This is a genomic window from Mesorhizobium sp. PAMC28654 (assembly GCF_020616515.1).
Classification (GTDB): Bacteria; Pseudomonadota; Alphaproteobacteria; order Rhizobiales; family Rhizobiaceae; genus Mesorhizobium.
Map to the genome: position 1 here is coordinate 1,036,358 of NZ_CP085135.1, position 26,149 is coordinate 1,062,506.

A 26,149-nucleotide genomic window follows, 5' to 3' on the forward strand; every position below is an offset into this window, starting at 1 on the left:
GATGCTTATCGTCGTTGCGCTCGGCGGAAACGCATTGCTGCGTCGCGGAGAACCGATGACGGCCGGGAACCAGCGCGCCAACATCGTGCGCGCTGCATCCGTGCTAGCCAAACTCGTCAGCGAAGGGCATTCGATTGTGATCACGCACGGCAACGGACCGCAGGTGGGACTGCTGGCCCTGCAGGCAGCGGCCACTTCGGACGGCGGCACATTTCCGCTGGACGTGCTTGGCGCCGAGAGCGCCGGCATGATCGGCTATGTGATCGAGCAGGAACTCGGCAACCTCCTCAAAGAGAGGCTTTTCGCGACCCTGCTGACACAGGTGAAGGTGGATCCACAAGATCCGGCTTTCGCTCACCCGACAAAGCCTATCGGCCCCGTCTACGATGAGGCAACAGCACGCAGGCTTGCCAGCGAGCGCGGCTGGCAGATCGCGCCTGACGGTGACAAATGGCGCCGCGTCGTGCCTTCGCCAGCGCCGCTGGTAATCCTGGAAGCTTCAGTGATCTCGTTTCTGGTCGAGCGCGCCGTGATTGTCATCTGCACCGGCGGCGGCGGTGTTCCGGTGGTAGCCCGGAACGACGGCAGTCTTTGCGGCGTGGAAGCAGTCATCGACAAGGATCTGGCAAGCTCGCTGCTTGCTCGCCAGTTGAAGGCAGACATGCTGCTCATGTTGACGGATGTCGACGCCGTCTATGTCGACTATGGAACAGCAACTGCTCGGGCGCTTCGGCGCATGACCCCCAAGGATCTATCGGGCCAGAATTTTCCAGCCGGCTCCATGGGGCCGAAGGTCAGTGCTGCAATCGAGTTCACTGAAGCAACGGGTAAACCTACCGCAATCGGCAAGCTCGATGATGCTGTGGAAATTGTCAGAGGTGAGCGCGGCACACGATTCGAAGCCAACGCTTTGGTCATACCCTTCGATTCTCGGCACGACTAAGCGGGTGCCGCAACCAACGGGGTCGCAGACCAGGATCGCCGATGGCGAGGCCAAAATAGTCGAGGATGTCGGTGCCTGATACCGCGGCAGTATCAGACTGTTGGGGGAGGTTGATATGCAATATTTCAACAGGTCGGAAGATGCCCCCACCCACCTACCGACGGGAATTTGGGCACTTGGCTTCGTTTCGCTGTCGATGGATGTCTCATCGGAGATGATTCACGCATTGCTGCCGGTCTATCTCGTCACCGTCTTGGGGGCATCGATGGCGACGGTCGGCACTATCGAAGGCATTGCCGAAGCGACGGCCGCGATCACCAAGGTCTTCTCCGGTGCGCTGTCCGATCGGATGGGAAAGCGCAAGTTTCTGGCCGTCATCGGTTACGGCTTGGCCGCCGTCACCAAGCCGGTGTTCCCATTGGCCTCCTCGATCGGCTGGCTGGTGGCGGCACGCTTTGTCGACCGCATCGGCAAGGGCATCCGTGATGCACCCCGTGACGCTCTGATTGCAGACATTTCTCCACCTCACTTGAGTGGCGCGAGTTTCGGGCTTCGTCAGTCGCTTGACACGGTTGGGGCATTTGTCGGGCCGCTCCTGGCGATTGGCTTCATGTGGCTGACCTCCAATCAGTTTCGGATCGTGTTCTGGATCGCTGTACTCCCTGGCTTTCTCGCGGTTGCGATACTGGCCATTGCCGTCCGTGAGCCGGCTCGACCGGCAGATTTGCGGCAAGTGCGCGCTCCCTTGAGCCTGCCTGAACTGCGCCACCTAGAGCAAAATCCGAGCGGATAGAATCGATAGGGGTTTCGTTGGGATTGGAAATCTGATTCAGCATATCTGCTGGATTCGGAGGCCGGCATGGCATGGCGAAATCCTTATCGGAAGATTTGCGGGCTCGGGTGGTCGCAGCGGTTGATGGCGGCCTGTCGCGACGGGCGGCAGCGGCGCGATTTGGCGTGGCGGCGGCAAGCTCGGTGCGTTGGGTCCGGGAATGGCGCGAGACCGGAGCCACCTGCGCAAAGCCGCAGGGCGGCGACAGGCGGTCCCACCGCGTTGAAGCGTATCGCGACATCATCCTGGCGGCGATCGAGAGGCGGGTGGACATCACGCTGGTCGAACTCGCCGAGTTGCTGCGACAGGAGCATGGCGCGTCGTTTGCGACGAGCACGATCTGGCGGTTTCTCGATCGTCACTCCATGACCTTCAAAAAAAACGGCGCACGCCAGCGAGCAGGAGCGGCCAGACGTGGCGGCGCGACGAAACGCCTGGTTCGACGCCCAGCCCGATCTTGATCCCGAGCATCTGGTCTTCATCGACGAGACCGGAGCCTCGACAAAGATGGCTCGACTGCGGGGGCGCACGAAGCGCGGGATGCGGTGCCGATCGCCAATCCCGCATGGCCATTGGAAGACGACGACGTTCACCGGCGCCCTGCGCCTCACTGGCATGACCGCGCCAATGGTCCTGGACGGCCCGATGACTGGCGAATGGTTTGTCGCCTATGTCGAGCAGGTTCTCGTGCCGACGCTGCGGCCCGACGATGTCGTGATCCTCGACAACCTGCCGGCGCACAAAAGCGCAGCCGCCCGTGTGGCGATCGAAGCAACCGGCGCAAGGATGATGTTCCTCCCGCCCTATTCCCCCGACTTCAACCCGATCGAGAACGCCTTTTCCAAGCTGAAATCGATTCTACGCAAAGCCGCCGCACGAACCGTCGCGGAATTGTGGGATACCATCAGCGCCGCACTGCCTTGCTTCACACCAACCGAGTGCGCCAACTACTTCGCCGCAACAGGATATGAGCCGGAATGATCAGATTCTGCTCTAGGCTCGGCCTTCTGGCTCGTTGTCTGCGTCGCCACCGTGTTCACGTTGGCCAGATTCAGCGAAGCCTTTCTCATATTGCGCGCGCAAGGCATGGGTTTGCCGATCGTTCTTATCCCCCTCGTCCTCGTGGTCATGAATGTGGTCTACTCGCTCGCCGCCTATCCGGCAGGTGCGCTCTCCGACCGCGTCAATCGCCTGACCATGCTGATTCTCGGCTTCGTGATCCTTATTGCCGCCGACCTTGTTCTGGCGCTCCCTCAAAACCTTGCCGCTGTGGCGCTCGGCGTGGCCCTGTGGGGCCTGCATCTGGGATTTACGCAGGGGCTTCTGGCAACGCTCGTCGCTGATACCGCGCCGCCGGAACTCAGAGGCACCGCCTTCGGGATGTTCAACCTGGCTGGTGGCCTTGCGCTTCTGGCCGCCAGCGTAATGGCAGGCACACTCTGGGACACTTTTGGCCCGGAGATGACCTTCCTGGCGGGCGCGGGCTTAACGGCGCTGGCTCTGCTTGGTCTCTGCTTTGTTCGGTGGCGTGTACCGACCCTAGGACATGATCGAAGGACGGAGACAAAAGAAAGCGCGGTGCCGTCGCAAAATTCAATCATAAAGAAACACGGGCGCCGATCGCACCAATGAAGCAGTGCCGAGTGCATCGGATGGAAACCAACCGAACGCAATGCAACGCTTATTGACCCGGATCAAAACCCGAACTGGTTGTCCAATGTATGGTTTGCAATTAGCGATTTGAACGAGGCTGCCATGAAACCGCAGAAGATTTGGGTCCTGGTTGCGGATGAAGCACGCGCACGAATTCTGCGCAATGTCTTGTCCGCAGGGGAACCGCCCGACGAACGTGAAGATTTGGTGTTCCATTCCGCGCGGCGGCAGTTGCGCGAGATCATGGCCGACAAGCCGGGCCGCAGCTTCGCTTCATCGGGAGTCTGCCGGTCGACGATGGAGTATCACTCTGAGCCGGTGCGCGAGGAGGATCGGGCCTTTGCTGCAAAGCTTGCCGGCACGCTGCACAACCATCATCTCGCCGGAGATTTCGATCAACTCGTCGTTGCTGCCGCCCCCCAGATGCTGGGCGACCTTCGCCAAGCTTTTCCGGAAAGCCTGCGCAAGGCAACGGCTGCAGAAATAGCCAAAGATTTCACGAAGCTGCCGACACATAAACTTCGGGATGCGATCCGGAAGCTCGAAATCAAGCACCTGTCCGTGGATGAATGAGCAGCCGGTCCAGCGGCCTTGACCAAACGATCATCGATTCCGGTCAAGATGGCTGCGGATCCCGATTGATGCGTATCAAAGCCGGCTGAACGCATGCCTGTTAGCTAGGATGCATCGAAGCTCGGAGATCGTCATGGCTCACAAACAGGTATTGTTTCGTTCCGCTGCGCGCGAAAAAATTCTTCGTGGCGCAACCCAACTCGCAGATGCTGTGCGTGTAACGCTCGGACCGCGCTCGAAGTCGGTTCTGATCGAAAAGAAATGGGGCGCTCCCATCGTCTGCAATGATGGCGTGACCATAGCCAAGGAATTCGACCTGAAAGACCCCGAGGAAAACCTCGGCGCTCGGATGCTCAGGCAGGCTGCCGAGAAAACCGGGGATATGGTTGGTGACGGCACCAGCACGTCGACCATTCTGGCTCATGCGATGTTCGCCGATGGCGTGCGCAATGTCGTTGCCGGCGCCAGCGCGATCGACATCAAGCGAGGCCTTGATCGCGCCACCAAACGCGCGATTGAGACGCTCAAGCAGATATCTCGACCTGTCTCGACGCGGCGCGAGAAGGAGCAAGCGGCGACGATCTCCGCGCACAACGACCCGCTCATCGGACAGTTGGTCGGCGAGGCCATGGAAAAGGTCGGCGGTGAAGGCGTCATCACGGTTGAAGAGTCGAAGACCACCGAGACCGTTCTCGACGTTGTCGAAGGCATGCAGTTAGACCGCGGTTTCCTGTCGCCGTATTTCGTGACCGATCCCGAGAAGATGGAAGCGGTCCTGGAAGACGCGCTCGTGCTGATCGTGGAAAAGAAGATCGCTTCGCTGAACGACCTTATCAAGCTACTTGAAGCCGTGGCGAAGTCCGGTTCGCCTTTGCTAGCGATAGCCGAGGAGGTCGAAGGCGAGGCGCTTGCGACGCTTATCGTCAATCAGATCCGGGGCACCTTCAAGAATTGTGCCGTCAAGGCGCCGGGCTTCGGCGATCGTCGCAAGGCCATGCTGCAGGACATCGCCATCCTGACGGGCGGACAGGTCATCTCCGAAGACCTCGGGCTCAAACTGGAAAACGTCACGATGGAACAGCTGGGTCGTGCGAAGCGGATAGTCGTCGACAAGGACAACACGACCATCATCGGCGGCGCCGGTGACGCTAAGGCAATCAAGGGCCGGGTCGAACAGATCCGGCGCGAGATCGACAATACGACGAGCGACTACGATCGCGAAAAGCTGCAGGAACGGCTGGCCAAGCTTGCAGGCGGCGTCGCTGTCATCAAGGTCGGTGCTCCGACCGAGGCCGAGATGAAGTCGAAGAAGGAAGCGCTCGACGATGCCATCAGCGCCACCAAGGCCGCGGTCGCCGAGGGCATCGTGCCAGGTGGCGGTCTTGCCTTGCTGCGTTGCATCGCCGCCGTTGCGGACGAGGAGCAGCATTGCGAAGGCGACGAACGGACGGGCGTGCAGATTCTTAAGCGGGCACTCGAAACGCCGGTCCGGCAGATCGCCGAGAACTCGGCGGTCGACGGCGGCGTCGTCATTGCCAAGATGATCGAAGGCACCGGAAACTTCGGCTTCGATGCCGGAAAGAAGGAATATGTCGACTTGGTCGAAGCCGGCATCATCGACCCGACCAAGGTCGTTCGCATCGCGCTTGAGAACGCAGTCTCGGTCGCCAGCGTTCTGCTGCTCACCGAAGCAACCATGACAGAGATTCCTGAACCACAGAAGGAACGGTCGCTCGAGCCGGAGATGACGATGTAGGCGTGTTGTCGCGCCCGCAGATGTCGACGTTCAACGAGGTACGGAAATGAAGGAACTGCCGCTTGCCGAGGTATATCGGCTAATAGAGCCCGGTCCTGTCGTTCTGCTGACGACCCGGGCCAGAGGCCGCGCCAATGTCATGACCATGTCGTGGCACATGATGGTGGAGTTCACCCCGCCGACGATTGCATGTGTCGTTTCTAGCGGCGACTTCTCTTTTGCCGCGTTGCGCGACACCAAGGAGTGCGTGATCGCGATTCCGGCCGTGGGGCTGGCGGAAAAGGTCGTGGAGATAGGCAATTGCTCAGGCCGGGACAGGGACAAGTTCGCGACGATCTGGCTGACGCCGCTGCTGGCCGAGGGTGTCGCTGCACCCCTGGTCGCCGAATGTTTTGCCAATCTCGAATGTCGCGTCGTCGATACCCGGCTTGTCAACAAATACAATCTTTTCGTTCTGGAGGTCGTGAAGGCCTGGGTTGATCCGGCGCAGCCAAAGCCGAAGACCATCCACCACGTTGGAAACGGAGCCTTCGTGGTGGACGGAGAGATCGTCCATTTCGAGTCGAATATGCCTTGAGGTCGGCCGCTTGATCGGCGTCAAGGAGCGCAATGCCTTGCATGGTCTAGTTTCAGCTCATCCGATCAATACAAAAGAAGAGCGCCACCGATGAGCTACAAATGTGGACATAGACGGTCCAATCGGGCCGATCATAAAGATCGCCGTCGATCTTGCCAGGCGTTTCGAGGCTCGGCTGATCGGCTTCTGCGCAGCTGATGCACCCTTGCCGGTGACGATGGCGCCTGAGGGTGCCGCGATAGCCGCCGAGGTCTGGCAGCAATTGAGGGATGACATCCAGAAGCGGTTCAAGGACCTGCACGCGCAGTTTGACAGCCTGGTTGCAGGGTCAGTGGCGACCGAATGGCGCGATGCGCTCGGCAACCCCAACCACGCCCTGGTCGCGACATCGAGGATCGCGGATCTTATCATCACCGGCGCCTCTCAAGGGGCTTCCACCGGAGATTCCTATCGGACCGTCGATCCTGGCAGCTTCGTGCTGCGCGCCGGCAGGCCGTTGCTGATTGCGTCAAGCGGCACCGAGCATGCGCCGTCAGGCAGGATCGTGGTCGCCTGGAAGGATACGCGCGAAGCGAGGCGCGCGGTTGCTGACGCCGTGCCGCTGATGGCGATGCCAGACGAGGTGATCGTGGTCACGGTCAATTCCGAGCCCAGCGACAGGACCGGGGCCGGCATCAACGATGTCGCGACCTTCCTGGCCACGCATGGCATCACGGCTCGCAGTGAAGTGCTGAAGGCTGATGACGAGAGCGCCCAGCTGGTCGACTTCCTGAGCACCGCCAATGCCGACCTGATCGTGTCGGGCGCCTACGGGCACAGTCGGATTAGGGAATGGGTATTCGGCGGCGTTACCCGCTCACTGCTCGACGACAGCCGGCTCTGCCGCTTCATGTCAAGCTGATCGTCCGCCACCCGCCACGTCCGATGGTGTGTTCATCAGCCACATCCCAGCCACGGGCGTCGGCTTGGGGCTGCCAGTGAGAATAGCAATGCCCTATGCGACCGAGAAGGATCTTCCACCGTCCGTCAGCGCGCATCTGCCCTTGCATGCCCAGGAAATCTTTCGCGCTGCCTTCAACAACGCCTGGGACGAATATGCCGACCGAGGTGAAGGGCGCGAGGAAATAGCCCACCGCGTAGCCTGGGCTGCCGTGAAGCGCCTTTATCGCAAGGAAGGAGCGACTGGGTGCCGTTGTGAGCAGCCTCGTGCAATTTGATCGAAATCAAAGCCATCCCTGCCGCTTCATTTATAGGATTTGCGATCAGGCCACTTAGATACTTTGATAATGCGGGTTCAATGACGGACATCGTCGCGAGGCTTCTCAATGCGTGCAACGCGGAGAAGAACAAGGGAGCGGACTTTCCGACGATCTGGAAAGACATCCTGAAGGCGCACCCTTATGTCGCGGGATCGCCGATCCAGGACAGCGGTAGGGACGGTCCCTTATTGAGAATCCCCCTGATCACCGGGCAGGTTCTTGTCTTTCTCGGTTCGAATTTCTCGCTACTCTAGCCGTAGCAGCTGCCATTTGTCGGGCATGCAGCAGAAGTGCCCTTCCCAATCTCGGCTAGCATGCCAGCGACATCCCCATCCGGGAAGCCCTCGCGATGCTGGCCGATTCGCCCAGGATCGCCGCTGCAAAAGGCTCGCGACGATCGTCGGAATCAGCAAGGTCTGGTCATGATCTGGGAGGGACTCAAGCCGCCGCCAACATGTTCTTGATGGCTTCGACGGAATGTTTCGCGAGATCCTTGCCGACCTCGCCGACCAGCTTTGCCTTCAGCGAAGCCTGGAAGTGCTTGCGCAGTTCGCCCAGCGTGCGCGGATCGGCGACCACCACTACGTGCTCGAACGCTTCCGTCAGCGCCTCGCGATTGAGATACTCAGCCACGGCCGCGGCAAAGTCGTCTTCCCGCAGGCGAGAGTCGTCGGGATTGGCAGTGGAACTGCGATGACGTCCGCCCGAGCCGGTGTTGGGCGCGTGCAGCCCCAACTCGGGCAGTTCGACCAGATCGATCCGAGGTTCGTGACCCTTGCTGCGGAAGAGGCGCAGCTTCTCGCCGTCTGTAACCGCGACGAGGGTACCATTAGCCAGAATCATTTTGTTTCTCCTTTGACATGGATCGAACTCCAACGCGTTCTCTCGCCATCATTGGCCATGATATTCGCCGCCGAATGCACTTCGGCGGTATAGATGCGTCGCGCAGTATCGCCGCGGCAGCCAATCCGGCTGCCGCGGCGCGACTGGACCGTCAGATGATCGAGATCCGATCTTCCACCATCCGCACACCCGGTGACGACCAGGCGGCGCGCTCCGCGGCCTGGCGGTCGGACCAAGCCTTGACCTTGCCTTCGAGCGTTACCCTCCCGTCCGAGACCTGGACGCGGATGGCCTGTGCCTCGGTTTCGGCATCACGCTTCAGCGCATCCTCGATGCGCTTCTTGATGTCGGTTCCCGAGGCACGTGGGGTGATTTCGATCTGGTTGGCCACGCCGACAACGCCTGCCAGCCCGCGCACGGCCTCGGCCGCGGCGTTCTTCTGATACTGCCATTCAACCTTGCCGGTCAGGGTGATCCAGCCATCCTGCACCTTGACCTGCACCTTGTCTTTCGGAATGGAGACATTCCAGGTGACCGCATTGACCGCTCGCTTGGCGATCTCGTCGTCGGCGGTTCCCTTCTGTCCAATCAACCGGACTTCGATTTCCTCGGCGATGCCCTTCACGCCCTTGATGCGCTTGACGACATTTTCGGCGGTTGTCTTTTCCCAGTAGGAAGAAACATGCCCTGTAAGGGTGACGATGCCATCTTCCGCAGCGACGCCGATGTGGGCGGCATCAATGCTCGGCTCGAACTCCAACTCGTCGAGAATGTTCTGACGCAGCGTTAAATCCATCATGATCCGTCTCCTTTTGTTTGGGGTTTAGCACCCCACTAAAACGAAGCATCCTCTGCGTAGCGGCTCATTGATCTGGCTCAACAGTCGCCGATTTTTCGAACCGGAAACCTCAACCGGTAAACCGGCAACCCCAAACTGCCCGACCTGGGGCAGTTAGCGGCCCCAGATGATCAGCGGCTCATCTCTTGGCGTCGCAGACAGTAACTTTTGCACCCGGCCGACAATGATGGGGGCAACCGGTCTCAGTGCGGGGGGAATACCAAGCTCCTTCTTCACTGACGTCGCGTTGAGCCAGGGCCGAGACAACCCGATCCAGCATGTGCCTAGACCCTGGGCATGAGCCGCCAGCATGAGATTCTGCCCGGCAAGGCAGCAATCCTCGTCGGACTGCCGCTCTTCATTCTTCGCGCAGATCATGATCAGGGCCGGTGCATCGTGGAAAATCTTGAACTCCTTGTCGGCAAAATGACCAGCAAGCGGTGACCCTTTGGGCAGATTGTCGATGGTGTAGCGCTTGGCCTCATCCGACAATCCCTGCAAACGCGCGGAGCCGTTGACCACAACAAAGGCCCATGGCTGAAGGTTCATGGCGCTCGGCGCCAAAGTGGCAGCTTCGATCAACTCGCGGATCAGATCGTTGTCGATCTGCTCGTCAGTGTAGGAACGGACCGCTCGCCGCGTCCGCAACGCTTCCATCAGTTCCATAGAGCACCTTCAGGGACACCCGTTACAGGGAATGCTTCAATCACGTTGTATTCTGGCATGTGTTTTCGCGGATCGCTTTGCCTTGAATCAATCCGGCGATCCCCGACACCGTCTATGCTGATGCTCAATTTTGGATACACCGCATGGCGACCATGTTCTGCAGGTCCGCCAGCGCGGTCAGTTCTGCTGAACATGGAGGATCCGACCGTCGCATTGGCCTTGATGCGGAGCACCACCACTCACGTCGGCGACTAGCCGACTGTCATGAGGTGGCGGAAGCGCCCACAAGCCAATGGTGTCGCATGCTGTCCAGTGTCTCGGCGATGTCGCCGGCCTCGACTTTGACAAGATCCGTGTGACCAAAACCCAAGGTGTAGTCGAGTACAGAGATGATCGTGGGCCGCACTTTAAACAGCTTCACTGGGGTAGCCTCACCGGGCTGGATAGCCGGTATCTGCGGAAAGCGCTGCACCATCAAGCGACCAACCTCGGTGAGTTCCGAAGGCACAACGACCTCCGTGGCGGTCGCTGCCATCGACAGTCCCTTGATCTCCAGCCAATTCTCGTACGGCGCAGTCATGGCCACCGAGACGCGTGGATCGCGAGAAATATTGACTGCCTTCTGCGATCCGGCACCACAGCCGAAATAGAGCAGCAGACCGTCGTGGACGAATGAGACCACCGTCGCCTGGGGCGAGCCGTCGGAGCGGGTCGTTGCAATCGTCATGTCCATGCACCGCGCCAGGATGTTGATCATCTTCTTCTGAAGCTCGTGTTTCATGAGACTCTCCTTGTTTGTTCAAGACTGGCCGGCATCTTGGCCCGCTTCGCCTTTGCCGCCGAAACCTGTCCGGCGGTTCGCCGCAACGGCGCAAAGTCGTCTGGCGTCAGCGTTTCCCTTTCAAGCAGCAGCTTGGCACCGGCGCGCAGATCGGCGATCCTTCCCCTGAGCAATTCCTCGGCGGAGGCCGAGGCGTTGTCGATCATGCCGCGGACCGCCAGGTCGACTTCCCGTGCCGTGGCTTCCGAATAGTCTCTCTTGGCCGGGCCGCCAGGACCGTCGCCAAGCCATTGCAGGCGCTGTTCTTCGAGGACGGCCAGTCCCACCGTCTCGTCCATGCCAAAGCGTGTAACGCACTGGCGGGCGACGTCGGTCGCCTTGGCCAGATCATCGGCAGCACCTGTGGAAACCTCCCCGTAGATGATCTCCTCGGCAGCGCGGCCGGCAAGCAGCGCGATCATGCGCTCCTTCAATTCGCCAAGGGTGATCAGAAAACGGTCTTCCGTGGGACGCTGCAGCGTGTAGCCCAGAGAGCCTATCGACCGCGGAATGATCGACACTTTCTGCACAGGATCGGTCTTGGCGAGCGACGACGCGGCCAGCGCATGGCCCATTTCGTGATAGGCGACCCGCTCGCGATCCTCCGGCTTCAGCAGCCTGCTCTTGCGTTCAGAGCCGGCGACGATGCGCTCGACCGCATTGGTGAAATCCTCGATTGTCACTGTGTCACCACCTCGCCGGGTAGCGAAGATCGCCGCCTCGTTGACCAGATTGGCGAGATCGGCGCCCGTAAACCCTGGCGTCAGGCTAGCGACCTCTTCAATCTTGAGGCTCGGCGCTACCGAAATCTTTCTGATGTGCACCGCCAGGATCGCCTCCCGCCCCTTGCGGTCGGGTCGATCCATGACAACCTGACGGTCGAAGCGACCGGCACGCATCAAAGCCGGATCAAGTATTTCCGGACGGTTGGTCGCTGCCAAAAGCACGATGCCGACGCGTGGATCAAAGCCATCCAGCTCAGCCAGCAGTTGGTTAAGCGTCTGTTCCTTTTCATCGCCGCCGCTATACGCCGCAAAGGGGCTGCGCGCGCGACCAAGCGCATCAAGCTCGTCGATAAAGATGATGCAGGGTGCCGCCAGTTGTGCCTGCTGGAAAAGATCGCGCACGCGTGCCGCGCCGACACCAACGAACATTTCGACGAACTCGGATCCCGAAATCGAGAAAAACGGCACTCCGGCCTCGCCGGCAACCGCTCGGGCCATCAGCGTCTTGCCGGTGCCGGGAGGGCCGACCAAGAGGATGCCCTTGGGAATTCTGGCACCCAACCGACCGTATTTTTCCTTGTCCTTCAGGAAGGAGACAATCTCCTGCAGCTCGGTCTTGGCTTCGTCCGCGCCGGCCACGTCATCGAAGGTCACGCCGGTATCGCGCACAAGATGGACCTTGGCTTTTGACTTGCCGATGTTGATCAGCCCGCCCATGCCTTGCCTCTCGGCGATCCCGCGGAAGAAGAACATCCAGATGCCGGCGAAGATCAGGGCGGGCACTATCCACGAGAGAAATGTCGTCAACCAGTTGCTGTCGGAAGCACCGGTGATCTTGACGCCGGCCTTCTCGAAAACTGCGACTGCGGCCGGGTCGACGCGATTGGCCACGAACATCGTCTTGCCGTCTTGCGGCTCCTTGAACGCCCCCTCGATCATGGTCTCGGTCAGTGTGACGGACGCTATCTTGCCCTCCTGCGTGAGGTGCATCACGTCGCTGTAGGAAAGCTGCGCGGTATCGCGGTAGGCGAACCAGAACTGAAACAGCCCGATGATCAGGAGCGCGGCCATGACGTAGCCGATGTTGAATTTTTGCTTGTTGTCCATCGTTCGCCCACTCGATCCGGATTTGCGAAGTCGAAAACGCAGCCTTCCATCTCGATCGAGGTCACGCATTGACGCCGGTCAAAGCGTGCGTCGGCGACGAGAGTAGAAACGAGGCAGCTATTCCATGCCTGTCTCGGTTCCACAGCGACAAGGATCAGGCCGAAGTGAAGAATTCGAAGGAGACGAACATGCAAGCCGCATCGGTAATGACCTCTCCCGTCGTGGGCATCGAACCTTCCGCATCGATCGCCGACGCGGCAGGGCTGATGCTCTCGAGGAAGATTAGCGGCCTTCCCGTCATTCGCGACGATGGCACGCTGGTGGGGATCGTCAGTGAAGGCGATTTTCTGCGCCGCGGCGAACTGGGCACGAAACGCAAGCGCGCGCGCTGGCTGGAGTTTCTCGTCAGTCCCGGACGTGTCGCGGAGGAGTATGTCCACGCCAATGGGCGGCGGGTCGATGAGGTGATGTCCGACAACGTCGTCACGACATCCCCCAAAGCCTCGCTTGAGGAGGTCGTTGAACTGATGATCCGGCATCATGTCAAACGCATCCCGGTGGTAGATGGCGGAAAAGTTGTCGGCATCCTCACACGCTCCGATCTACTGCGCGCATTGCTTCGCTCCCTTCCCGCCCGAAACTCGACGACGGTGGGCGACCAACAGATCCGTCAGAACATCGTCGCCGAACTTGCTGGCCAGCCATGGGCTGGAACGGGCATGATCCATGTCAGTGTGGATAAAGGGGTTGCCGAACTGAGCGGCGCAATCTTCGACGAGCGCGAGCGCCAGGCGGTTCTTGTCGCGGCAGAAAACGTCGCCGGCGTAGAGGCCGTGAAGGATCAACTGTTCTGGGTCGAGCCCCTGTCGGGCATGGTGGTTGATCCACCTGCTTGAGTTTCGATCGAATTCGATCGACGCCGAAGGCCAGATTGATCTGGCACAAGGTGACAGGCGCGGCGCCGAGATAATGAATTCGGAGATTCAGTCTTCGAGGCCGCCATGCTGCAGATCAACACCGATTTTCATCCTGACTTATCGCGCAAGCGGAGCATGGCAGCTGCCCGACATTTCATGTGGCTCCACAAATGGTTGCTTGGCGGGCTGGTCTTGCTGGCAGTCGCCCTCGCCCTGGCGCTTGCGCGCTGGCTGGTCGGTCCTGAAGTCATCGTCTATCCGGTGATCCGTGGCGATCTCGTAAGAACCGTCGTGGCAAGCGGACACGTCGAGACACCCTACCGCGTCAATATCGGAAGCCAGTTCACCGGCACAGTTGAGGATGTGCTCGTCGATGAAGGGCAGACGGTCAAGCAGGGTCAGCCGCTTATTGCCCTCGTGTCCAGCGAATTGAAGTCAGCCGTCGTCGAAGCACAAGGCGCGGCCGCCCAGGCGGAGGCGCGGATGAGTCAGATGCGCGAGTTCACCCTGCCCGCAGCGCAGGAGGCCCTGAAACAGGCGCAGGCAACGCTGGTCAATGCCCAGGCTGCCTACCAAAGAGCGGACCAGCTTTCAAAGACAGGTTTCGGCACTCGGGAGACGCTCGACGCGGCCACCAGGGACTTGGATGTCGCCCGCACCCAAGTCCGCACGGCCGAGCTCGGTGTCTATATCGCGCAGCCAGGCGGCAGCGACTACGTGATGGCACAGACCCAGCTCAATCAAGCACGGGCAAATGTGATCACCGCGCAAGCGCGCCTTGGCTATGCCACGATCATCGCGCCACGAGATGGAACCCTCATCACCCGCAATGTCGAGCGAGGTTCCGTGGTTCAGCCCGGAAATATTCTCCTCGTCCTCGCGCCTGCCGGCGATATCCAACTGGTGCTTCAGGTCGATGAGAAGAACCTGGGGTTGCTTCGGTTGGGACAGGACGCATTGGTTTCGGCGGACGCCTATCCCGACCAACGTTTCAACGCCAAGGTGTCCTACATCAACCCCTCGGTTGACATCACACGCGCATCGGTGGAGGTGAAACTCACCGCAACAGCCCCGCCGTCCTATCTGCGCCAGGACATGACCGTCTCCTTGGATGTCGAGATCGACAAGCGCGCATCGACCTTGATCGTTCCGGCGCGGGTGGTGCATGACCCCACATCAGCTTCGCCTTGGGTTCTCGTCGTCCGCGAGGGGCGGCCGCGCGAGCAGCCGGTTCGGACCGGCCTGCGTACGAATGACCGGGTAGAGATCCTGGATGGGCTTTCGCAGGGAGATTTCGTCGTTCCTGTCGCCGCCGGCGTCAGGGCCGGCCAGCGTATCAGGCCGGTGGCATCATGAAGCCCTGGCTGTCATTTGCGTGGATTGCGGCACTCCGGTTCCTCGCCGAAGGACGGATGCAGTCGGGGTTCATCCTCAGCGGCATCGCCATCGGCGTCGGTGTGATCGTGTTCATGTCGGCCATGCTGACCAGCGTCCAGACCAACTTCACCAACCGCGTGCTCACCTCGCAGCCGCAGATCCAGCTCCTGGCACCACAAGAGATCGCCCGGCTGCTGAGATGGCATGATGGGGTAATCGAAGAGGCAATCGTCCAGCAACCGACGCAACGCACCCTCTCCATCGATCAGTGGCAAACGATCCTCGCCACGATGCGGGCGCGGCCGGATGTGGTGATCGCATCCCCAACCGTGTCGGGTTCCGCGCTCGCCGTGCGCGGCGACGCCAGCCGCAGCATCGGCATCTTTGGAATGGAGCCTGACAACTATTTCCGCATTGTGCGTGTGCCGGACTATATCGTCGCCGGCAATTCAGACCTTGGCTCCGACGACATCCTCGTCGGCCTTGAACTCGCCAAGGATATCGGCGCGACGATCGGTGACAAAGTCAACATAACAACCGCCATGGGCGGCAGCCGAACCCTGACGATCAGGGGGATATTCGATCTCGGCAACAAGGGTGCGAACGAGCGCAACGCGTATGTCGCATTGCGGACGGCTCAAAGCCTTCTTGGGCTGCTTGGCGGCGTGACGACAATCGATCTCACCGTCACCGACGTCTATGCGGCGGAGACCATCGCACAGGACATTCAGGGGACGCTGCCGGTCGAGGCCGACAGCTGGATCAAGACCAACGCCCAATTCTTCACCGCGATCCGCGCGCAGAACCTCTCCAGCGCCCTCATCCGCATCTTTGTCGGCCTCTCGGTGGCATTCGGCATTGCAGCGGTGCTGGTGGTATCCGTGCTTCAGCGCTCCAAGGACATCGGCATTCTGCGCGCCATGGGATGCGCACGCGGGCAGATCCTGAGGGTTTTCCTGATCCAGGGCGGCGTCCTCGGCTTCGTCGGCTCGTTTGCGGGATCAGCCCTGGGTGCAGCCGCTCTCATGGTGTGGCATCGCTATGCACGCCAGGCCGATGGCTCCGAACTGTTCCCGCTCTACATCGAGCCAAGCCTGTTCGTATCTTCGGCGGCACTTGCGACGATTACGGGGGTGATCGCCGGCATCGTGCCGGCGCTGCGCGCCGCGAGCCTTGATCCGGTGGATGCCATCCATGGCTGATCTGCTCGCTCTCGAAGGCATTCGCAAATCGTACAATGTCGACACCCCGGTCGAGACCGAAGTGCTGCACGGCATAGACGTCGCCATACGTCCGGGCGAGTTCGTGGCGCTGATGGGGCCATCCGGATCGGGCAAGAGCACGCTGCTCAACATCATCGGCCTGCTCGATCGTCCCACTTCTGGCCGCCTGTCGATCAAGGGCGAGGACACGACGCAACTGTCCGAAGCGTCCTTGACCAGCCTGCGCGGCCACACGATCGGCTTCGTATTCCAATACCACTATCTGATCTCCGCTTTCACCGCTCGCGAGAATGTCATGATGCCGATGCTGGTCGACCGTGGCCGGCCGGACGCCGCGATGGAACGGCGCGCCGACGAACTCCTGGATCGGGTCGATCTCGGCAAGCGGCGCAACAATCGGGCATTGAACATGTCCGGCGGCCAGCAACAACGCGTAGCCATCGCGCGCTCGCTGGCGATGGATCCGTCGCTTGTGCTGGCCGATGAGCCGACTGGCAATCTCGACACTGTCTCGGCGGATGCCGTCTTCGAACTGATGCGGCGCTTCAACACGGAACGTGGCACGACCTTCCTGATCGTCACGCACAATCATGATCTCGCGGGCCGTTGCGACCGTATCATCCAGGTCGTCGACGGCAGGATTACCGAGGATCGTGCCAGTTCGGTTAAGCGCTGTCCGCGCTAGTGGGATACGCACGAATGCGCGGCGACTTACCGTCACAACCACGGACTATCCCGAAGAGGCGACGACGCGCTGTCGGCTGCGAGTCGATGTATAGGAAGTTTGACGAGCATCAAGGCGAAGATCAGGGTTCATTGCGATCCTGCCACCACACATGGAGGCACGAAAATGATCTTCAACACCATCATGGTTCAGCTTGACGTCGATTCACCGGCGGCACCGCGAATGGCCTACGCCCGTGAATTGGCTCGGCGTTTTGAAGCGACACTGATCGGCTTTGCCGCGGCGGACGCATATGTGTTTGTTCCTGGCGACGATGGCGGCCTGGCAGCGGCCAAAATAATGCGGGAGCGCAGGGCGGAGATCGAAGACCGGCTGAAGGTCCTGAAGGAGGAGTTCCTGGGCATCGTCGGGTACGATGCGTCCTGGTGCGAGGAGGTCGGCGATCCGACGCAGCTCCTTGCGACGCACGCCCGCGCCGCGGATCTCGTCGTGACCGGAGCGCCGGCCGCAGGAAGCGCCGGCGACCACCATCGCGTGCTCGATATCGGTACATTGGTGCTGTCGGCGGGGCGACCGGTTCTGCTTGCCGCCGACAATCTCGTTCCGCCCAACCCCAAGAAGGTCCTGGTGGCGTGGAAGGACGCTCGCGAGGCGCGGCCGGCGATCGTTGATGCCATGCCTTTCTTGACGGGAGCTGAGGATGTGCTCCTGGCGACGGTCGAAGAGCAGAACCTGAGGACGGCGCGCGAAGGTCTCAGTGACGTTGTCCGCTTCCTGATGAGGCATGGCGTCAAGGCAAGGTCGGAAATCCTGCCCGCCGGCATTTCGGACGCCGGCGAAGTCGTCGCCGAACTGGCCCGTGCAATGGGCGCGGAGCTTGTGGTCGCGGGTGGCTACGGCCACAGCCGGATCCGTGAATGGGCCTTTGGCGGCATGACCCGCTCCCTTCTCAAGCAGGGGTCGGTCAATCGGCTGTTTTCGAACTGACCTCTTTCGCAGAATGCAAGGCTTCCTCGCGGAAGCGGTGGCCCGTGGGACGCAGCGGCAGATAGCTGGACCACTATGATCGAAATGTGGTCCTCGATGCGGACACCCGGCACGTCTAGCGGCCCCGTCCTTGACGCGCATCAAGGTGACGCTCCCCGCTGGCCATCATTGTACCGGCGATGGCAAGACTGCGGAAAATTACGGACTTGGCGGCGAAGGTGCGCTTTCTCAGCGATCCGGCGACGTACGGGAGTCGGACGACACATGTGGATATCCGCGAGACGCATATGTCCTGGGTCTTCCTCACGGACGAACTGGTCTACAAACTCAAGAAGCCGGTCAGGCATGCGTTCCTCGACTTCGGCACGATCGCGAAGCGGCACTTCTACTGCGGCGAAGAATTGCGGCTGAACGCTCGCCTCGCCGCCGAAACCTATCGGCGGCTTCTTCCCCTTCGGCGTGACGCATCGGGCCGTTTCACGCTTGGAGGCGAGGGCCGCGTCGTCGACTGGCTGGTCGAAATGAAGCGCCTGCCGCAAGGCGACATGCTGGACGAGCGCATCGGTGGTGGCGGTCGCCTGACCGCGGCGGAAATCGACGACGTCGCCAACACGCTGGCGGCCTTTTATGCGCAATGTCCGGCGGAAATTGACGGCGGCGCCTATCTGCGTCACCTCACGGGAGAGCAGCGCATCAACCGCGCCATCCTGCTCCGGCCCGAATTCGCGTTGGCGGATATCGCCTCGGGCGCGCTGGACATGGTGGACGGTCTGCTGCAGCAATTGAAGCCCCGGATCGAAGCGCGCATTCTTCGGGGCGCGATCGTCGAAGGGCATGGCGACCTGCGCCCCGAACACGTCTGCCTTTGCCAGCCGCCCCAGATCATCGACTGTCTCGAATTCAACCGCTCGATGCGCATCATCGATCCCTATGACGAGATCAACTATCTCGGCCTGGAATGCGAGATGCTGGGCGCGCCATGGATCCGGCTGCTGCTGATCAAGGCGCTGGAGTGTCGGCTGCCGGACCGCCCCGATGCCGAGTTGCTGGCGCTCTATGGCGGTTTCCGGGCATTGCTGAAGGCTCGTCTCGGTGTCGCGCATCTCCTCGAGACGCCAATCCGCCATCCGGAAAAATGGCGCCCGCAGGCGATCCGCTACATCAGGCAGGCGGAGCGCGAGATTTTCAGTCTTCGATCCCGATCAGGTCGGAAATCGACCCCTGTGTGTGGAGACGCCTGATGGCCTTGCCGATCAGGCGACCGATCGGCAGAATGTCCAAGGGCGCTTGCGGGTGCCGAGCTTTGGCGAGTGCCGCCGAGTCCACGCTGTCAGTGACGATGATGCGGTCTATGGCCTGACTGCCGAACAGCACGTCGGCACCCTTGCCAAACAATCCGTGCGTGGCGATCGCATGAATGGTCCGGGCGCCGCGTTCACGACAGGCAAGTGCCGCGCGCAGCATGGTGCCACCCGTGCTGATTAGATCATCGACAATGAAAACGGCATTGTCGGCCACGTCGCCAGCGAACAGTTCGCCCGAAACCACGTTCCGACTGCGACGCTTTTCCATGAAGCCGAATCCGATTTGCTTCCCGATTTCCGCCTCCAGGGCCTCCTTGAGCAATTGCGCGCGCTTTACGCCGCCGCTGTCGGGTGAAAAAATGGTGATCGAAAGATCGCCGGCCAATCTGGCTATCAGCGGAGCAAAGAGCTTTCGTGTATCGAGATGGATGCTCTCGCACCGAAAGGCATTCTGGAAGGCCGCGAAATTATGGATGTCGAGGGTGACAATCCGATCGGTGCCCATTGCTTCGAAGAGTTGCGCGACATAGCGCGTGGTGACGGGGTCACGCGCCTTGGTCTGCCGGTCCTTGCGCGCATAGGCCAGGTAGGGAACGACCGCTGTTACTCGCGCGGCGCCGTTCTCCTGGCACGTTGCCAGGAAGAACAGGAGTTTGCACAGCTTGTCGTTGGCGGACACGCCGCCATTTCCACCAAGGCTGTGCAGCACATAGACATCCCTGCCGCGCACGCTGACCAGCGGGCGCGCCTTATGCTCCCCATCCTCGAAATCTCGCTCTTCATGCGGATCGAGTTCGATCGAAAGCGCCCGCGCCGCTGCCGCGCCGAGTTGTTCCGAGCCATTGAGTGCGAAGAAGCGCATGGTTTCTTCTATCCAGTTTCGAGCATTGATGGATTGATGCGCGTCAAGGATGCCGACTGTCGGATGGCGTAGGAAAACCAATCGACAATCTTCAACGCCTGCGCTGGGGAAAGCCATGCTGGAGCCGCTTCAAACCACGCCGCCAAAACCAGGCGTCAAGCCAATGACGACATTGGCGACGAAACCACTCCTCGAAAACATCGGGGTGGCAGGGAAATTCCACGATTTTGCCGATCTCCTCGACAGCCAAGGCGCCGACGGTTTCCGCGCACGCGCCTACAGAAGGGCGGCGGATGTCGTTTCCAGGCTGGAACGGCCCTTGGGCGAGATCCTGGCAAAGGAGGGACGCGACGGCCTCATCGCCTTCCCGGCCATCGGAACAGGCCTGGCCGGCGCGATTGCCGAGATGGTTGCAACCGGGCGCTGGTCCCAACTGGAACGGCTGCGCGGCGATATGGAACCGGAGGCGCTGTTTCGGTCGATCCCCGGGATCGGACCACGATACGCGCACAGCCTCGCCGAGGACGGGCAGCTCGAAACCCTCGAAGACCTCGAGAACGCGCTCCGTAGCGGCGCTCTTCATATCAAGGGCATCGGTCACAGGCGCAAGGAGATGCTGGGAGCAGCCCTCGCCGAGCGGCTCGGCAGGGCTCGACTGAGAACGGCCTATCAACCTCAATCTTTGCCGCCAGTGTCGATGTTGCTCGATGTCGATCGCATTTATCGCGAAAAGGCGGCAGCCGGAGTGCTTCGCAAAATTGCGCCGAAGCGCTTCAATCCGAAGGGCGAGGCCTGGCTGCCGGTCCTGCATGCGCGACATGACAACTGGCATTTCACCGCGTTCTTCTCGAACACCAGGCTGGCACACGAACTGGCAAAAACGAGCGAATGGGTGGTGATCTACTTCCAGGCCGACGGCCAACCGGAGGGACGATGCACTGTCGTCACCGAAACAAGGGGGCCGATGGCAGGCAAGCGCGTCGTCCGGGGACGGGAAGACGAACAGCAACTGAAGGAACCGGTATGATGGAAAGAGCAGCGGGCAGGATTGGCGACGGCGAGACGGAACTTAAAGTTCCGCTCGAAACCGTATCCTTCATCATCATGAAGGCGCGCGAGTTCGACGCCAAGGATCCGGTCACCGAACCCAGCCCCGCCTCCAATCCGTCCGATGATCGTTCTGCCGCGATCCTTGAGGATCATGCCGACGACCCCGTCCTCGAAGAACTGCAGTCGCTGATTTCCGACCATTCCGTCGACGCACAAATCGACCTGGTCGCCCTGATGTGGCTGGGTCGCGACGATCAATCCGCCGACGAATGGCAAAGTGTCCGCCAGCAGGCGACGGACGCGCACAATGAGCATACGGCCGACTATCTCTGTGGAACGCCGCTGCTCGCAGACCATCTCGCCGATGGTCTTTCGACTCTCGGCTACTCCTGCGTCGAATTTGAGCGCGAGCACTTTTAGTCATTGCAGTGCCCTGCGCGTGCTGACAGACGGCTTTTCAATGTCGCCGCCGTGCAATCTCTTGATGGTCGCCCATCTCTATCAAGGCTCCAGCGGAAGACATTTTTCTGTCGCCATTGACCCCAATCAATGAGCCTCCCCTTTGCAACGGCTTTGATGCTGTTCTTGCCAGGTCGAGCAAAATTTGGCGACGCGGGCGCGATGGACAGCGGCAAAACCGCGGATTCGCGAAGCAATGGACCAGTTCGGTGACGACATCTGGCAAGCGGGTCCGCTGACCTCCGGCTCTAGCGCCTCTTGGGCGACCTAAGGTGGAAGGGTGGAGGCGGCGGAACCTGTCGATCAACCCACTTCCGAGGATAAAGCCATGGCTGAAGTTGCCACCAAACTGCCCGTCAAGACAGAGAAAAGCACCGCGCCGGCGCCAGCCGGCAACTGGACCGCACCGTTTGAAAGCCTGCGCCGCGAAGTCGACCGCCTGTTCGACGATTTCCATCCGTTCGACTTTCGCTTGCCCTCGACACGCTCCCTGTTCGGTCGTGAACTGCCGTCGCTGCGCAACGCGGACTGGCCGGTCGCGCCGGCCATGGATCTGGTCGAGAAGGACAAGGAGTATGAGATCACGGCTGAACTGCCCGGCATCGACGAAAAGAATGTCGAGATCAAACTCGCCAACCACATGCTGACGATCAAGGGCGAGAAGCAGGAAGAAAAGGAGCAGAAGGACAAGGACTATTACCTGTCCGAGCGCCGCTACGGCTCCTTCCAGCGTTCGTTCCATCTGCCTGAAGGCGTCGATGCCGACAAGATCGATGCAAGCTTCGCCAAGGGCGTGCTCACGGTCAAGCTACCCAAGACCGCCGAAGCCCAGAAGGCCGAGAAGAAGATCACGGTCAAGGCCGCGTAACAGCCGTGACTGACGATCGTCCTCAGCGCGCCGGTTCGGCGCGCTGAGGCTCTTTACGTGCCGTGATTTTGCAGTGCAGATTCGCTACTTATAAACACCGTCTGGTGCCTTTGCCGCGCTGCCAAATCAACGCGATGGGTCGACAACACTGCTGGGGAGGCCAGGTCCGCGGGACCGCTTGCGTGCCTCGCGATCGGCGATTTTGAGTTTTTCCTGCTCCAAGGCCAACAAGCCTTCGATTACGCCTCGCCGTTCCGGATCAGTCTCGCATGCGAGGAGGTCCTGGAAATGGGTGATATTGGCGTGCGCGATGAAGCTGTCCACAGTGTATCTTACACTGCGTTTCCTTTCCCGTCCGAATTATCTTGACGCAGATCAAGACCGCTACCGCGACCATGTGCTCTTTGCAAAAACACGATGTGACCCGTTTGAATGGAGTAACTCGATGTTCAATTTGCGCAGTATCTTCGCAGCGGGCCTGATGCTGGGCGTTGTCGTGATACCTGTTGTGGCTGGGGCTGAAGACAACGATTCCGGTTGGTGGCCCCGTTGGGGAATGGGCCGAATGATGATGGGCCAATGGGGGATGGGCGGCCCGATGGGTGGCTATGACTCAGACGAGATGCTTGATCGGATCGACGGACGCCTCGCTTTCCTCAAGACGGAACTGAAGATCACCGGCGAGCAGACGCCCTCCTGGGATGAGCTGGCCGGCGTCATCCGTGGCACAGCCGAATCGCACAACGCGTTGATGCAGGGCATGCTCAAGGAATTCCAGGATGGTGAGTTTCTGAAGAAGCCCCTGCCCGAGCGACTGGCCTACCAGCAAACCCATCTCGAAGCGCGCCTGGAACAGGTAAAGACCGTCAGGGCAGCAGTCGAAAAACTGTACGCAAAGCTGAGCGATGAGCAGAAGCAGGCCGCGGACGAGATTGTCCTGCCGATGATGGGCATGGGCATGGGACGCTCGGGCGGCTTCGGTCCTGGAATGATGTTCAGATAGCCTTCATAGCGATCTGAACGTGTAGTGCGCTGACCGAGCCGGATGTTGCGGAGGAATTGAACGCATGTTCATCGCGTTTCGCCTGCTGACCGCGCTAGCTCTGCTCGGCATCGATGAGGCGGCCGCCGGCTCGACGATCTTTCCGACGGGGGTCATCTACAGCAATTGGACTGACGAGAGCGAAGATGCCAAGGTTTGCGAGATCATCCTGGATGTCAGCAACCCGCCATCACGGGAGGTCGTCAAGTTCATCACGATTGCCGGTTACAACAAATTCGACGGGACGGTGCTGGCCGGCTTTCTGATGGCCGCGGCCGACATCACGACAACCAACAAATATCAAATAGCGCGGGTTTCAGACGTTGCATTCGGTTCCCGCACATTCAACTCGCTCGGCCATCTGGACTACGAAGTCTATGACGACGGTACAGTCATGGCGACGACACAAGGCCCTGACCTCGCCAGGTCTTTCATTAATGCAGTTCTTTCCGGAACTTATGAATTGCGTTTTGCTCGCTCAGGATCAGACGCTGAAATGCTAACCTACAAAATTGCGTCTGCTCCACAGGAATCTGTGACTAGCAATTTCACAGACTGTCTCAATCACCTTGCCATTGAGTCCAACCGGGCACGATCAGATGCATCGACGAAAGGAAAGCCCGCTGCCGGAGGGGGCAGCGGGCTCAGCATCACGATGGATCAGGGAGGACAACCCCATCGCTCACCCACGTCAGGGGAGGACATGGGCACACCACAGGAACATGTTCCTACCATTCAAGACGAAACTATTCGATTTTCGAGAGACTTCTCGTAGCACGTCTCGTCCACGATCGCCCATCGCTCGCCCGGCATGATCACGCCAGGATTATTTGATCCGGCTCAATGCGAACATCGTCCCGCACACTAGAATGATGACTAGAGGTTGAAGGAGCGATCGCATGACTCACAATTCAGCTAAGGGATTCACTCACGCTGCCGAGCAGGCCCAGCAATGGGTGAACGAGCTGACTCAGGATCTGGGCTGGAACGAACAAAATGGCCTGCTGCCGGTTTTTCGGACACCCGGTTAAGCTAGCATAGCTTGCTCCTCGAACTCGTTGGGGCTGAGATAGCCCAGCGTCGAGTGCCTTCGCCGAGGGTTATAGAAGCATTCGATGTAATCGAACACATCTGCCTTGGCGTGATCCCTCGTCCTGTAGACCTTGCGGGCTGTCCGCTCGGTTTTGAGCGACGAGAAGAAGCTCTCCATCGCAGCATTGTCCCAGACGTTGCCGGACCGGCTCATCGAGCAGGTAATGCCGTGATCGGCCATCAGGCGCTGGAACTGCTCGCTCGTATATTGCGACCCCTGGTCCGAATGATGGAGCAGGCTGTCTGGCTTGCCTCGGCGCCAGATCGCCATGATTAGGGCGTCGGTGACGAGTTGGGCCGTCATCTCGGCCTTCATCGCCCAGCCGACGACACGCCTGGAGAACAGGTCGACGACCGCCGCAACATAGAGCCATCCTTCGGCGGTCCAGATGTAGGTGAAGTCGGCAATCCACTTCTGGTTCGGAGCAGCAGCTTCGAAGGCGCGATCAAGGAGATTGTCCGACACGGCGGCTCGCTCGCCAGTGTCCTTCGGTAGCCCGCGGCGCCGAGGCCGGGCACGCAAGCCGTTCTCCCGCATGAGCCTCTCGACGCGATGAAGACCGCAGGAGACTCCCTCAGCCAAGACGTCGTGCCAGACGCGACGGGCGCCATAGGTGCGGTCGCTGCTCTTGAAGCTCCGGTCGATCCTGGGAACGAGCATCTCGTCGTGCTGGGACCGGGCGCTGGGGCTGCGGTTGAGCCAGGCATGGAAGCCTGAGCGCGACACATCCAGCGCATTGCACAGCCATGCCACCGGCCAGATCGAACGGTGCTTCGCGATAAAGGCGAACCTCATATCGCATCCCTCGCGAAGTAGGCTGCGGCCTTTTTTAGGATGTCGCGCTCCGCCTTCAGCTTAGTAACTTCCCGACGCAGCCGGTCAATCTCCTGCTGCTCAGGCTTCATTTGACCATGGCCGGGAAAGGCATGCTGCGGGTCAGCGCTCGTCTCGCGGACCCACTTGCGCAGCACATTCTCATGGAGATCCAAATCACGGGCCGCCTGCGCCACCGCAACGCCCCGATCCTTCACCAATCTCACCGCCTCAAGCTTGAACTCGCGGCTGAACTTCCTTCTCTGCATTCCCACTCTCCAGTTCCGTTAAACACCTTATCTCGGTGTCCACGAAACCGGCAGCAGGCCAAAACACTACCGGCTCCTGAAATCCGTCCTGCACACGTTGCGAGACTGGCTAAGTCCAGAGGAGATGGCCGACCTTTCAGCTCAACTGCCCACGCTCATCAGGAGCATCTATTTCGAAGGCTGGAAACCGGACACGCCGATGTGGGAAAGGAAAAAGAGCGACTTCGTGATTTGCGTTCGAAACAGCTTTGGATATGAGCCCGACGTCGATATCGACCAGGCGATCAAAGCGGTTTTTAGAGTGCTCGATCGCCACATATCGCATGGGGAGATCGTCCAGGTTCGGAACTCGATGAAGAAATCGCTCCGTCAGCTCTGGCCGGCGGCGTGACCGATGTTCCGCGACCGACGGGAGGCCGGGAAAAAGCTTGGCGTCGAGGTGGAGAAACTCGGTTTATACCAACCGATCGTTCTCGCCTTGCCGCGAGGCGGTGTTCCTGTCGCCGCCGAGGTGGCCAAGGCCCTCGAGGCTCCACTTGATCTGATTATCGTTCGCAAGGTTGGCGCGCCGGGTGTCCGTCGTCAGATCATTTGGCTCAGATTGGATC

The 26,149-nt window shown here is 60.4% G+C and carries 27 protein-coding genes and 4 pseudogenes; 24 read left to right on the forward strand and 7 right to left on the reverse strand.

Annotation, left to right across the window (positions count from 1 at the left end; genetic code table 11):
- The first annotated feature begins 1 nt into the window (after position 1).
- From arcC to LGH82_RS05235, 10 genes and pseudogenes are all read left to right on the forward strand, one after another.
- A complete protein-coding gene (gene arcC / locus LGH82_RS05190) occupies positions 2-943 on the forward strand; it encodes a carbamate kinase (RefSeq protein ID WP_227347565.1) in 942 nt (313 codons plus the stop codon).
- 115 nt (positions 944-1,058) lie between these two features.
- A pseudogene (locus LGH82_RS05195) lies at positions 1,059-1,715 on the forward strand (MFS transporter); the annotation flags it as partial.
- Between the two features lie 92 nt (positions 1,716-1,807).
- A protein-coding gene (locus LGH82_RS05200; RefSeq protein WP_227343924.1) for an IS630 family transposase occupies positions 1,808-2,756 on the forward strand; the annotation gives its coding sequence in 2 pieces (ribosomal slippage) (positions 1,808-2,151 and positions 2,150-2,756; 951 coding nt in all).
- A 12-nt stretch (positions 2,757-2,768) separates the two neighbouring features.
- Positions 2,769-3,407, forward strand: a pseudogene (locus LGH82_RS05205) (MFS transporter); the annotation flags it as partial.
- A 123-nt stretch (positions 3,408-3,530) separates the two neighbouring features.
- The gene (locus LGH82_RS05210; protein WP_413771425.1) at positions 3,531-4,001 is read left to right on the forward strand and encodes a host attachment protein; all 471 of its coding nucleotides are present in this window, start codon (positions 3,531-3,533) and stop codon (positions 3,999-4,001) included.
- A 133-nt stretch (positions 4,002-4,134) separates the two neighbouring features.
- The gene (gene groL / locus LGH82_RS05215; RefSeq protein ID WP_227347567.1) at positions 4,135-5,757 is read left to right on the forward strand and encodes a chaperonin GroEL; all 1,623 of its coding nucleotides are present in this window, start codon (positions 4,135-4,137) and stop codon (positions 5,755-5,757) included.
- 46 nt (positions 5,758-5,803) lie between these two features.
- Positions 5,804-6,334, forward strand: coding sequence for a flavin reductase family protein (locus LGH82_RS05220; RefSeq protein ID WP_227347568.1), 531 nt, complete (start codon positions 5,804-5,806; stop codon positions 6,332-6,334).
- 103 nt (positions 6,335-6,437) lie between these two features.
- Positions 6,438-7,235 (forward strand): universal stress protein, encoded by a 798-nt coding sequence (locus LGH82_RS05225; RefSeq protein WP_227347569.1) that lies wholly within the window; start codon positions 6,438-6,440, stop codon positions 7,233-7,235.
- Positions 7,236-7,323: 88 nt separating this feature from the next.
- On the forward strand, positions 7,324-7,551 hold the full coding sequence (locus LGH82_RS05230; protein WP_227347570.1) for a ChaB family protein: 228 nt from the start codon (positions 7,324-7,326) through the stop codon (positions 7,549-7,551).
- A gap of 80 nt (positions 7,552-7,631) precedes the next feature.
- Positions 7,632-7,847: a hypothetical protein gene (locus LGH82_RS05235; protein WP_227347571.1), complete on the forward strand. Its 216-nt coding sequence runs from the start codon at positions 7,632-7,634 to the stop codon at positions 7,845-7,847.
- Between the two features lie 184 nt (positions 7,848-8,031).
- Here the strand turns inward: LGH82_RS05235 and LGH82_RS05240 are convergent, their stop codons facing one another.
- The 5 genes from LGH82_RS05240 to ftsH all read right to left on the reverse strand — a co-directional run bounded on the left by LGH82_RS05240 (position 8,032) and on the right by ftsH (position 12,592).
- Complete coding sequence (locus tag LGH82_RS05240) at positions 8,032-8,436, reverse strand: host attachment family protein (protein ID WP_227347572.1); 405 nt, start codon at positions 8,434-8,436, stop codon at positions 8,032-8,034.
- A 151-nt stretch (positions 8,437-8,587) separates the two neighbouring features.
- Positions 8,588-9,235: a BON domain-containing protein gene (locus LGH82_RS05245; protein ID WP_227347573.1), complete on the reverse strand. Its 648-nt coding sequence runs from the start codon at positions 9,233-9,235 to the stop codon at positions 8,588-8,590.
- 153 nt (positions 9,236-9,388) lie between these two features.
- A complete protein-coding gene (locus tag LGH82_RS05250; protein ID WP_227347574.1) occupies positions 9,389-9,940 on the reverse strand; it encodes a nitroreductase family protein in 552 nt (183 codons plus the stop codon).
- 262 nt (positions 9,941-10,202) lie between these two features.
- The gene (locus LGH82_RS05255) at positions 10,203-10,721 is read right to left on the reverse strand and encodes a pyridoxamine 5'-phosphate oxidase family protein (protein ID WP_227347575.1); all 519 of its coding nucleotides are present in this window, start codon (positions 10,719-10,721) and stop codon (positions 10,203-10,205) included.
- Positions 10,718-12,592: an ATP-dependent zinc metalloprotease FtsH gene (ftsH, locus tag LGH82_RS05260; protein ID WP_227347576.1), complete on the reverse strand. Its 1,875-nt coding sequence runs from the start codon at positions 12,590-12,592 to the stop codon at positions 10,718-10,720. The genes LGH82_RS05255 and ftsH overlap by 4 nt, the downstream gene beginning before the upstream one ends.
- Before the next feature lie 188 nt (positions 12,593-12,780).
- Here ftsH and LGH82_RS05265 point away from each other — a divergent pair, with 188 nt between their 5' ends.
- The 6 genes from LGH82_RS05265 to LGH82_RS05290 all read left to right on the forward strand — a co-directional run bounded on the left by LGH82_RS05265 (position 12,781) and on the right by LGH82_RS05290 (position 19,022).
- On the forward strand, positions 12,781-13,488 hold the full coding sequence (locus LGH82_RS05265; protein ID WP_227347577.1) for a CBS domain-containing protein: 708 nt from the start codon (positions 12,781-12,783) through the stop codon (positions 13,486-13,488).
- A gap of 156 nt (positions 13,489-13,644) precedes the next feature.
- Positions 13,645-14,865, forward strand: coding sequence for an efflux RND transporter periplasmic adaptor subunit (locus tag LGH82_RS05270; protein WP_413771461.1), 1,221 nt, complete (start codon positions 13,645-13,647; stop codon positions 14,863-14,865).
- Positions 14,862-16,088 (forward strand): ABC transporter permease, encoded by a 1,227-nt coding sequence (locus LGH82_RS05275; RefSeq protein WP_227347579.1) that lies wholly within the window; start codon positions 14,862-14,864, stop codon positions 16,086-16,088. Before LGH82_RS05270 ends, LGH82_RS05275 begins: the two co-directional genes overlap by 4 nt.
- The gene (locus tag LGH82_RS05280) at positions 16,081-16,794 is read left to right on the forward strand and encodes an ABC transporter ATP-binding protein (RefSeq protein ID WP_227347580.1); all 714 of its coding nucleotides are present in this window, start codon (positions 16,081-16,083) and stop codon (positions 16,792-16,794) included. The genes LGH82_RS05275 and LGH82_RS05280 overlap by 8 nt, the downstream gene beginning before the upstream one ends.
- Before the next feature lie 165 nt (positions 16,795-16,959).
- On the forward strand, positions 16,960-17,781 hold the full coding sequence (locus tag LGH82_RS05285; RefSeq protein WP_227347581.1) for a universal stress protein: 822 nt from the start codon (positions 16,960-16,962) through the stop codon (positions 17,779-17,781).
- Between the two features lie 287 nt (positions 17,782-18,068).
- The gene (locus LGH82_RS05290; RefSeq protein ID WP_227347582.1) at positions 18,069-19,022 is read left to right on the forward strand and encodes a hypothetical protein; all 954 of its coding nucleotides are present in this window, start codon (positions 18,069-18,071) and stop codon (positions 19,020-19,022) included.
- Here LGH82_RS05290 and LGH82_RS05295 read toward each other — a convergent pair.
- Complete coding sequence (locus tag LGH82_RS05295; RefSeq protein WP_227347583.1) at positions 18,967-19,947, reverse strand: ribose-phosphate diphosphokinase; 981 nt, start codon at positions 19,945-19,947, stop codon at positions 18,967-18,969. The genes LGH82_RS05290 and LGH82_RS05295 overlap by 56 nt on opposite strands.
- A 163-nt stretch (positions 19,948-20,110) precedes the next feature.
- Between LGH82_RS05295 and LGH82_RS05300 the strand changes: the two genes are divergently transcribed.
- The 6 genes from LGH82_RS05300 to LGH82_RS33245 all read left to right on the forward strand — a co-directional run bounded on the left by LGH82_RS05300 (position 20,111) and on the right by LGH82_RS33245 (position 24,397).
- Positions 20,111-20,974 carry a DNA-binding protein gene (locus LGH82_RS05300; protein WP_227349489.1) on the forward strand — a complete coding sequence of 288 codons (864 nt, stop codon included), beginning with the start codon at positions 20,111-20,113 and terminating at the stop codon, positions 20,972-20,974.
- The gene (locus tag LGH82_RS05305) at positions 20,974-21,417 is read left to right on the forward strand and encodes a DUF3775 domain-containing protein (protein WP_227349490.1); all 444 of its coding nucleotides are present in this window, start codon (positions 20,974-20,976) and stop codon (positions 21,415-21,417) included. The genes LGH82_RS05300 and LGH82_RS05305 overlap by 1 nt, the downstream gene beginning before the upstream one ends.
- 367 nt (positions 21,418-21,784) lie before the next feature.
- Complete coding sequence (locus tag LGH82_RS05310; RefSeq protein WP_227347584.1) at positions 21,785-22,324, forward strand: Hsp20/alpha crystallin family protein; 540 nt, start codon at positions 21,785-21,787, stop codon at positions 22,322-22,324.
- A 310-nt stretch (positions 22,325-22,634) separates the two neighbouring features.
- Positions 22,635-23,327 (forward strand): Spy/CpxP family protein refolding chaperone, encoded by a 693-nt coding sequence (locus LGH82_RS05315; RefSeq protein ID WP_227347585.1) that lies wholly within the window; start codon positions 22,635-22,637, stop codon positions 23,325-23,327.
- Positions 23,328-23,391: 64 nt separating this feature from the next.
- Entirely contained in the window at positions 23,392-24,141 is a 750-nt protein-coding gene (locus LGH82_RS05320; protein WP_227347586.1) for a hypothetical protein, read from the forward strand.
- A gap of 124 nt (positions 24,142-24,265) precedes the next feature.
- A complete protein-coding gene (locus LGH82_RS33245) occupies positions 24,266-24,397 on the forward strand; it encodes a hypothetical protein (RefSeq protein ID WP_264484362.1) in 132 nt (43 codons plus the stop codon).
- Here the strand turns inward: LGH82_RS33245 and LGH82_RS05325 are convergent.
- A protein-coding gene (locus LGH82_RS05325; RefSeq protein ID WP_227344222.1) for an IS3 family transposase occupies positions 24,394-25,541 on the reverse strand; the annotation gives its coding sequence in 2 pieces (ribosomal slippage) (positions 24,394-25,292 and positions 25,292-25,541; 1,149 coding nt in all). The two genes, LGH82_RS33245 and LGH82_RS05325, sit on opposite strands and share 4 nt — an antisense overlap.
- A 61-nt stretch (positions 25,542-25,602) precedes the next feature.
- On the opposite strand from LGH82_RS05325, the pseudogene LGH82_RS05330 reads away from it, so the two are divergent.
- Positions 25,603-25,932: pseudogene (locus LGH82_RS05330) on the forward strand (DUF2267 domain-containing protein); the annotation flags it as partial.
- 3 nt (positions 25,933-25,935) lie between these two features.
- Positions 25,936-26,115, forward strand: a pseudogene (locus LGH82_RS05335) (phosphoribosyltransferase); the annotation flags it as partial.
- Between the last annotated feature and the right edge of the window lie 34 nt (positions 26,116-26,149).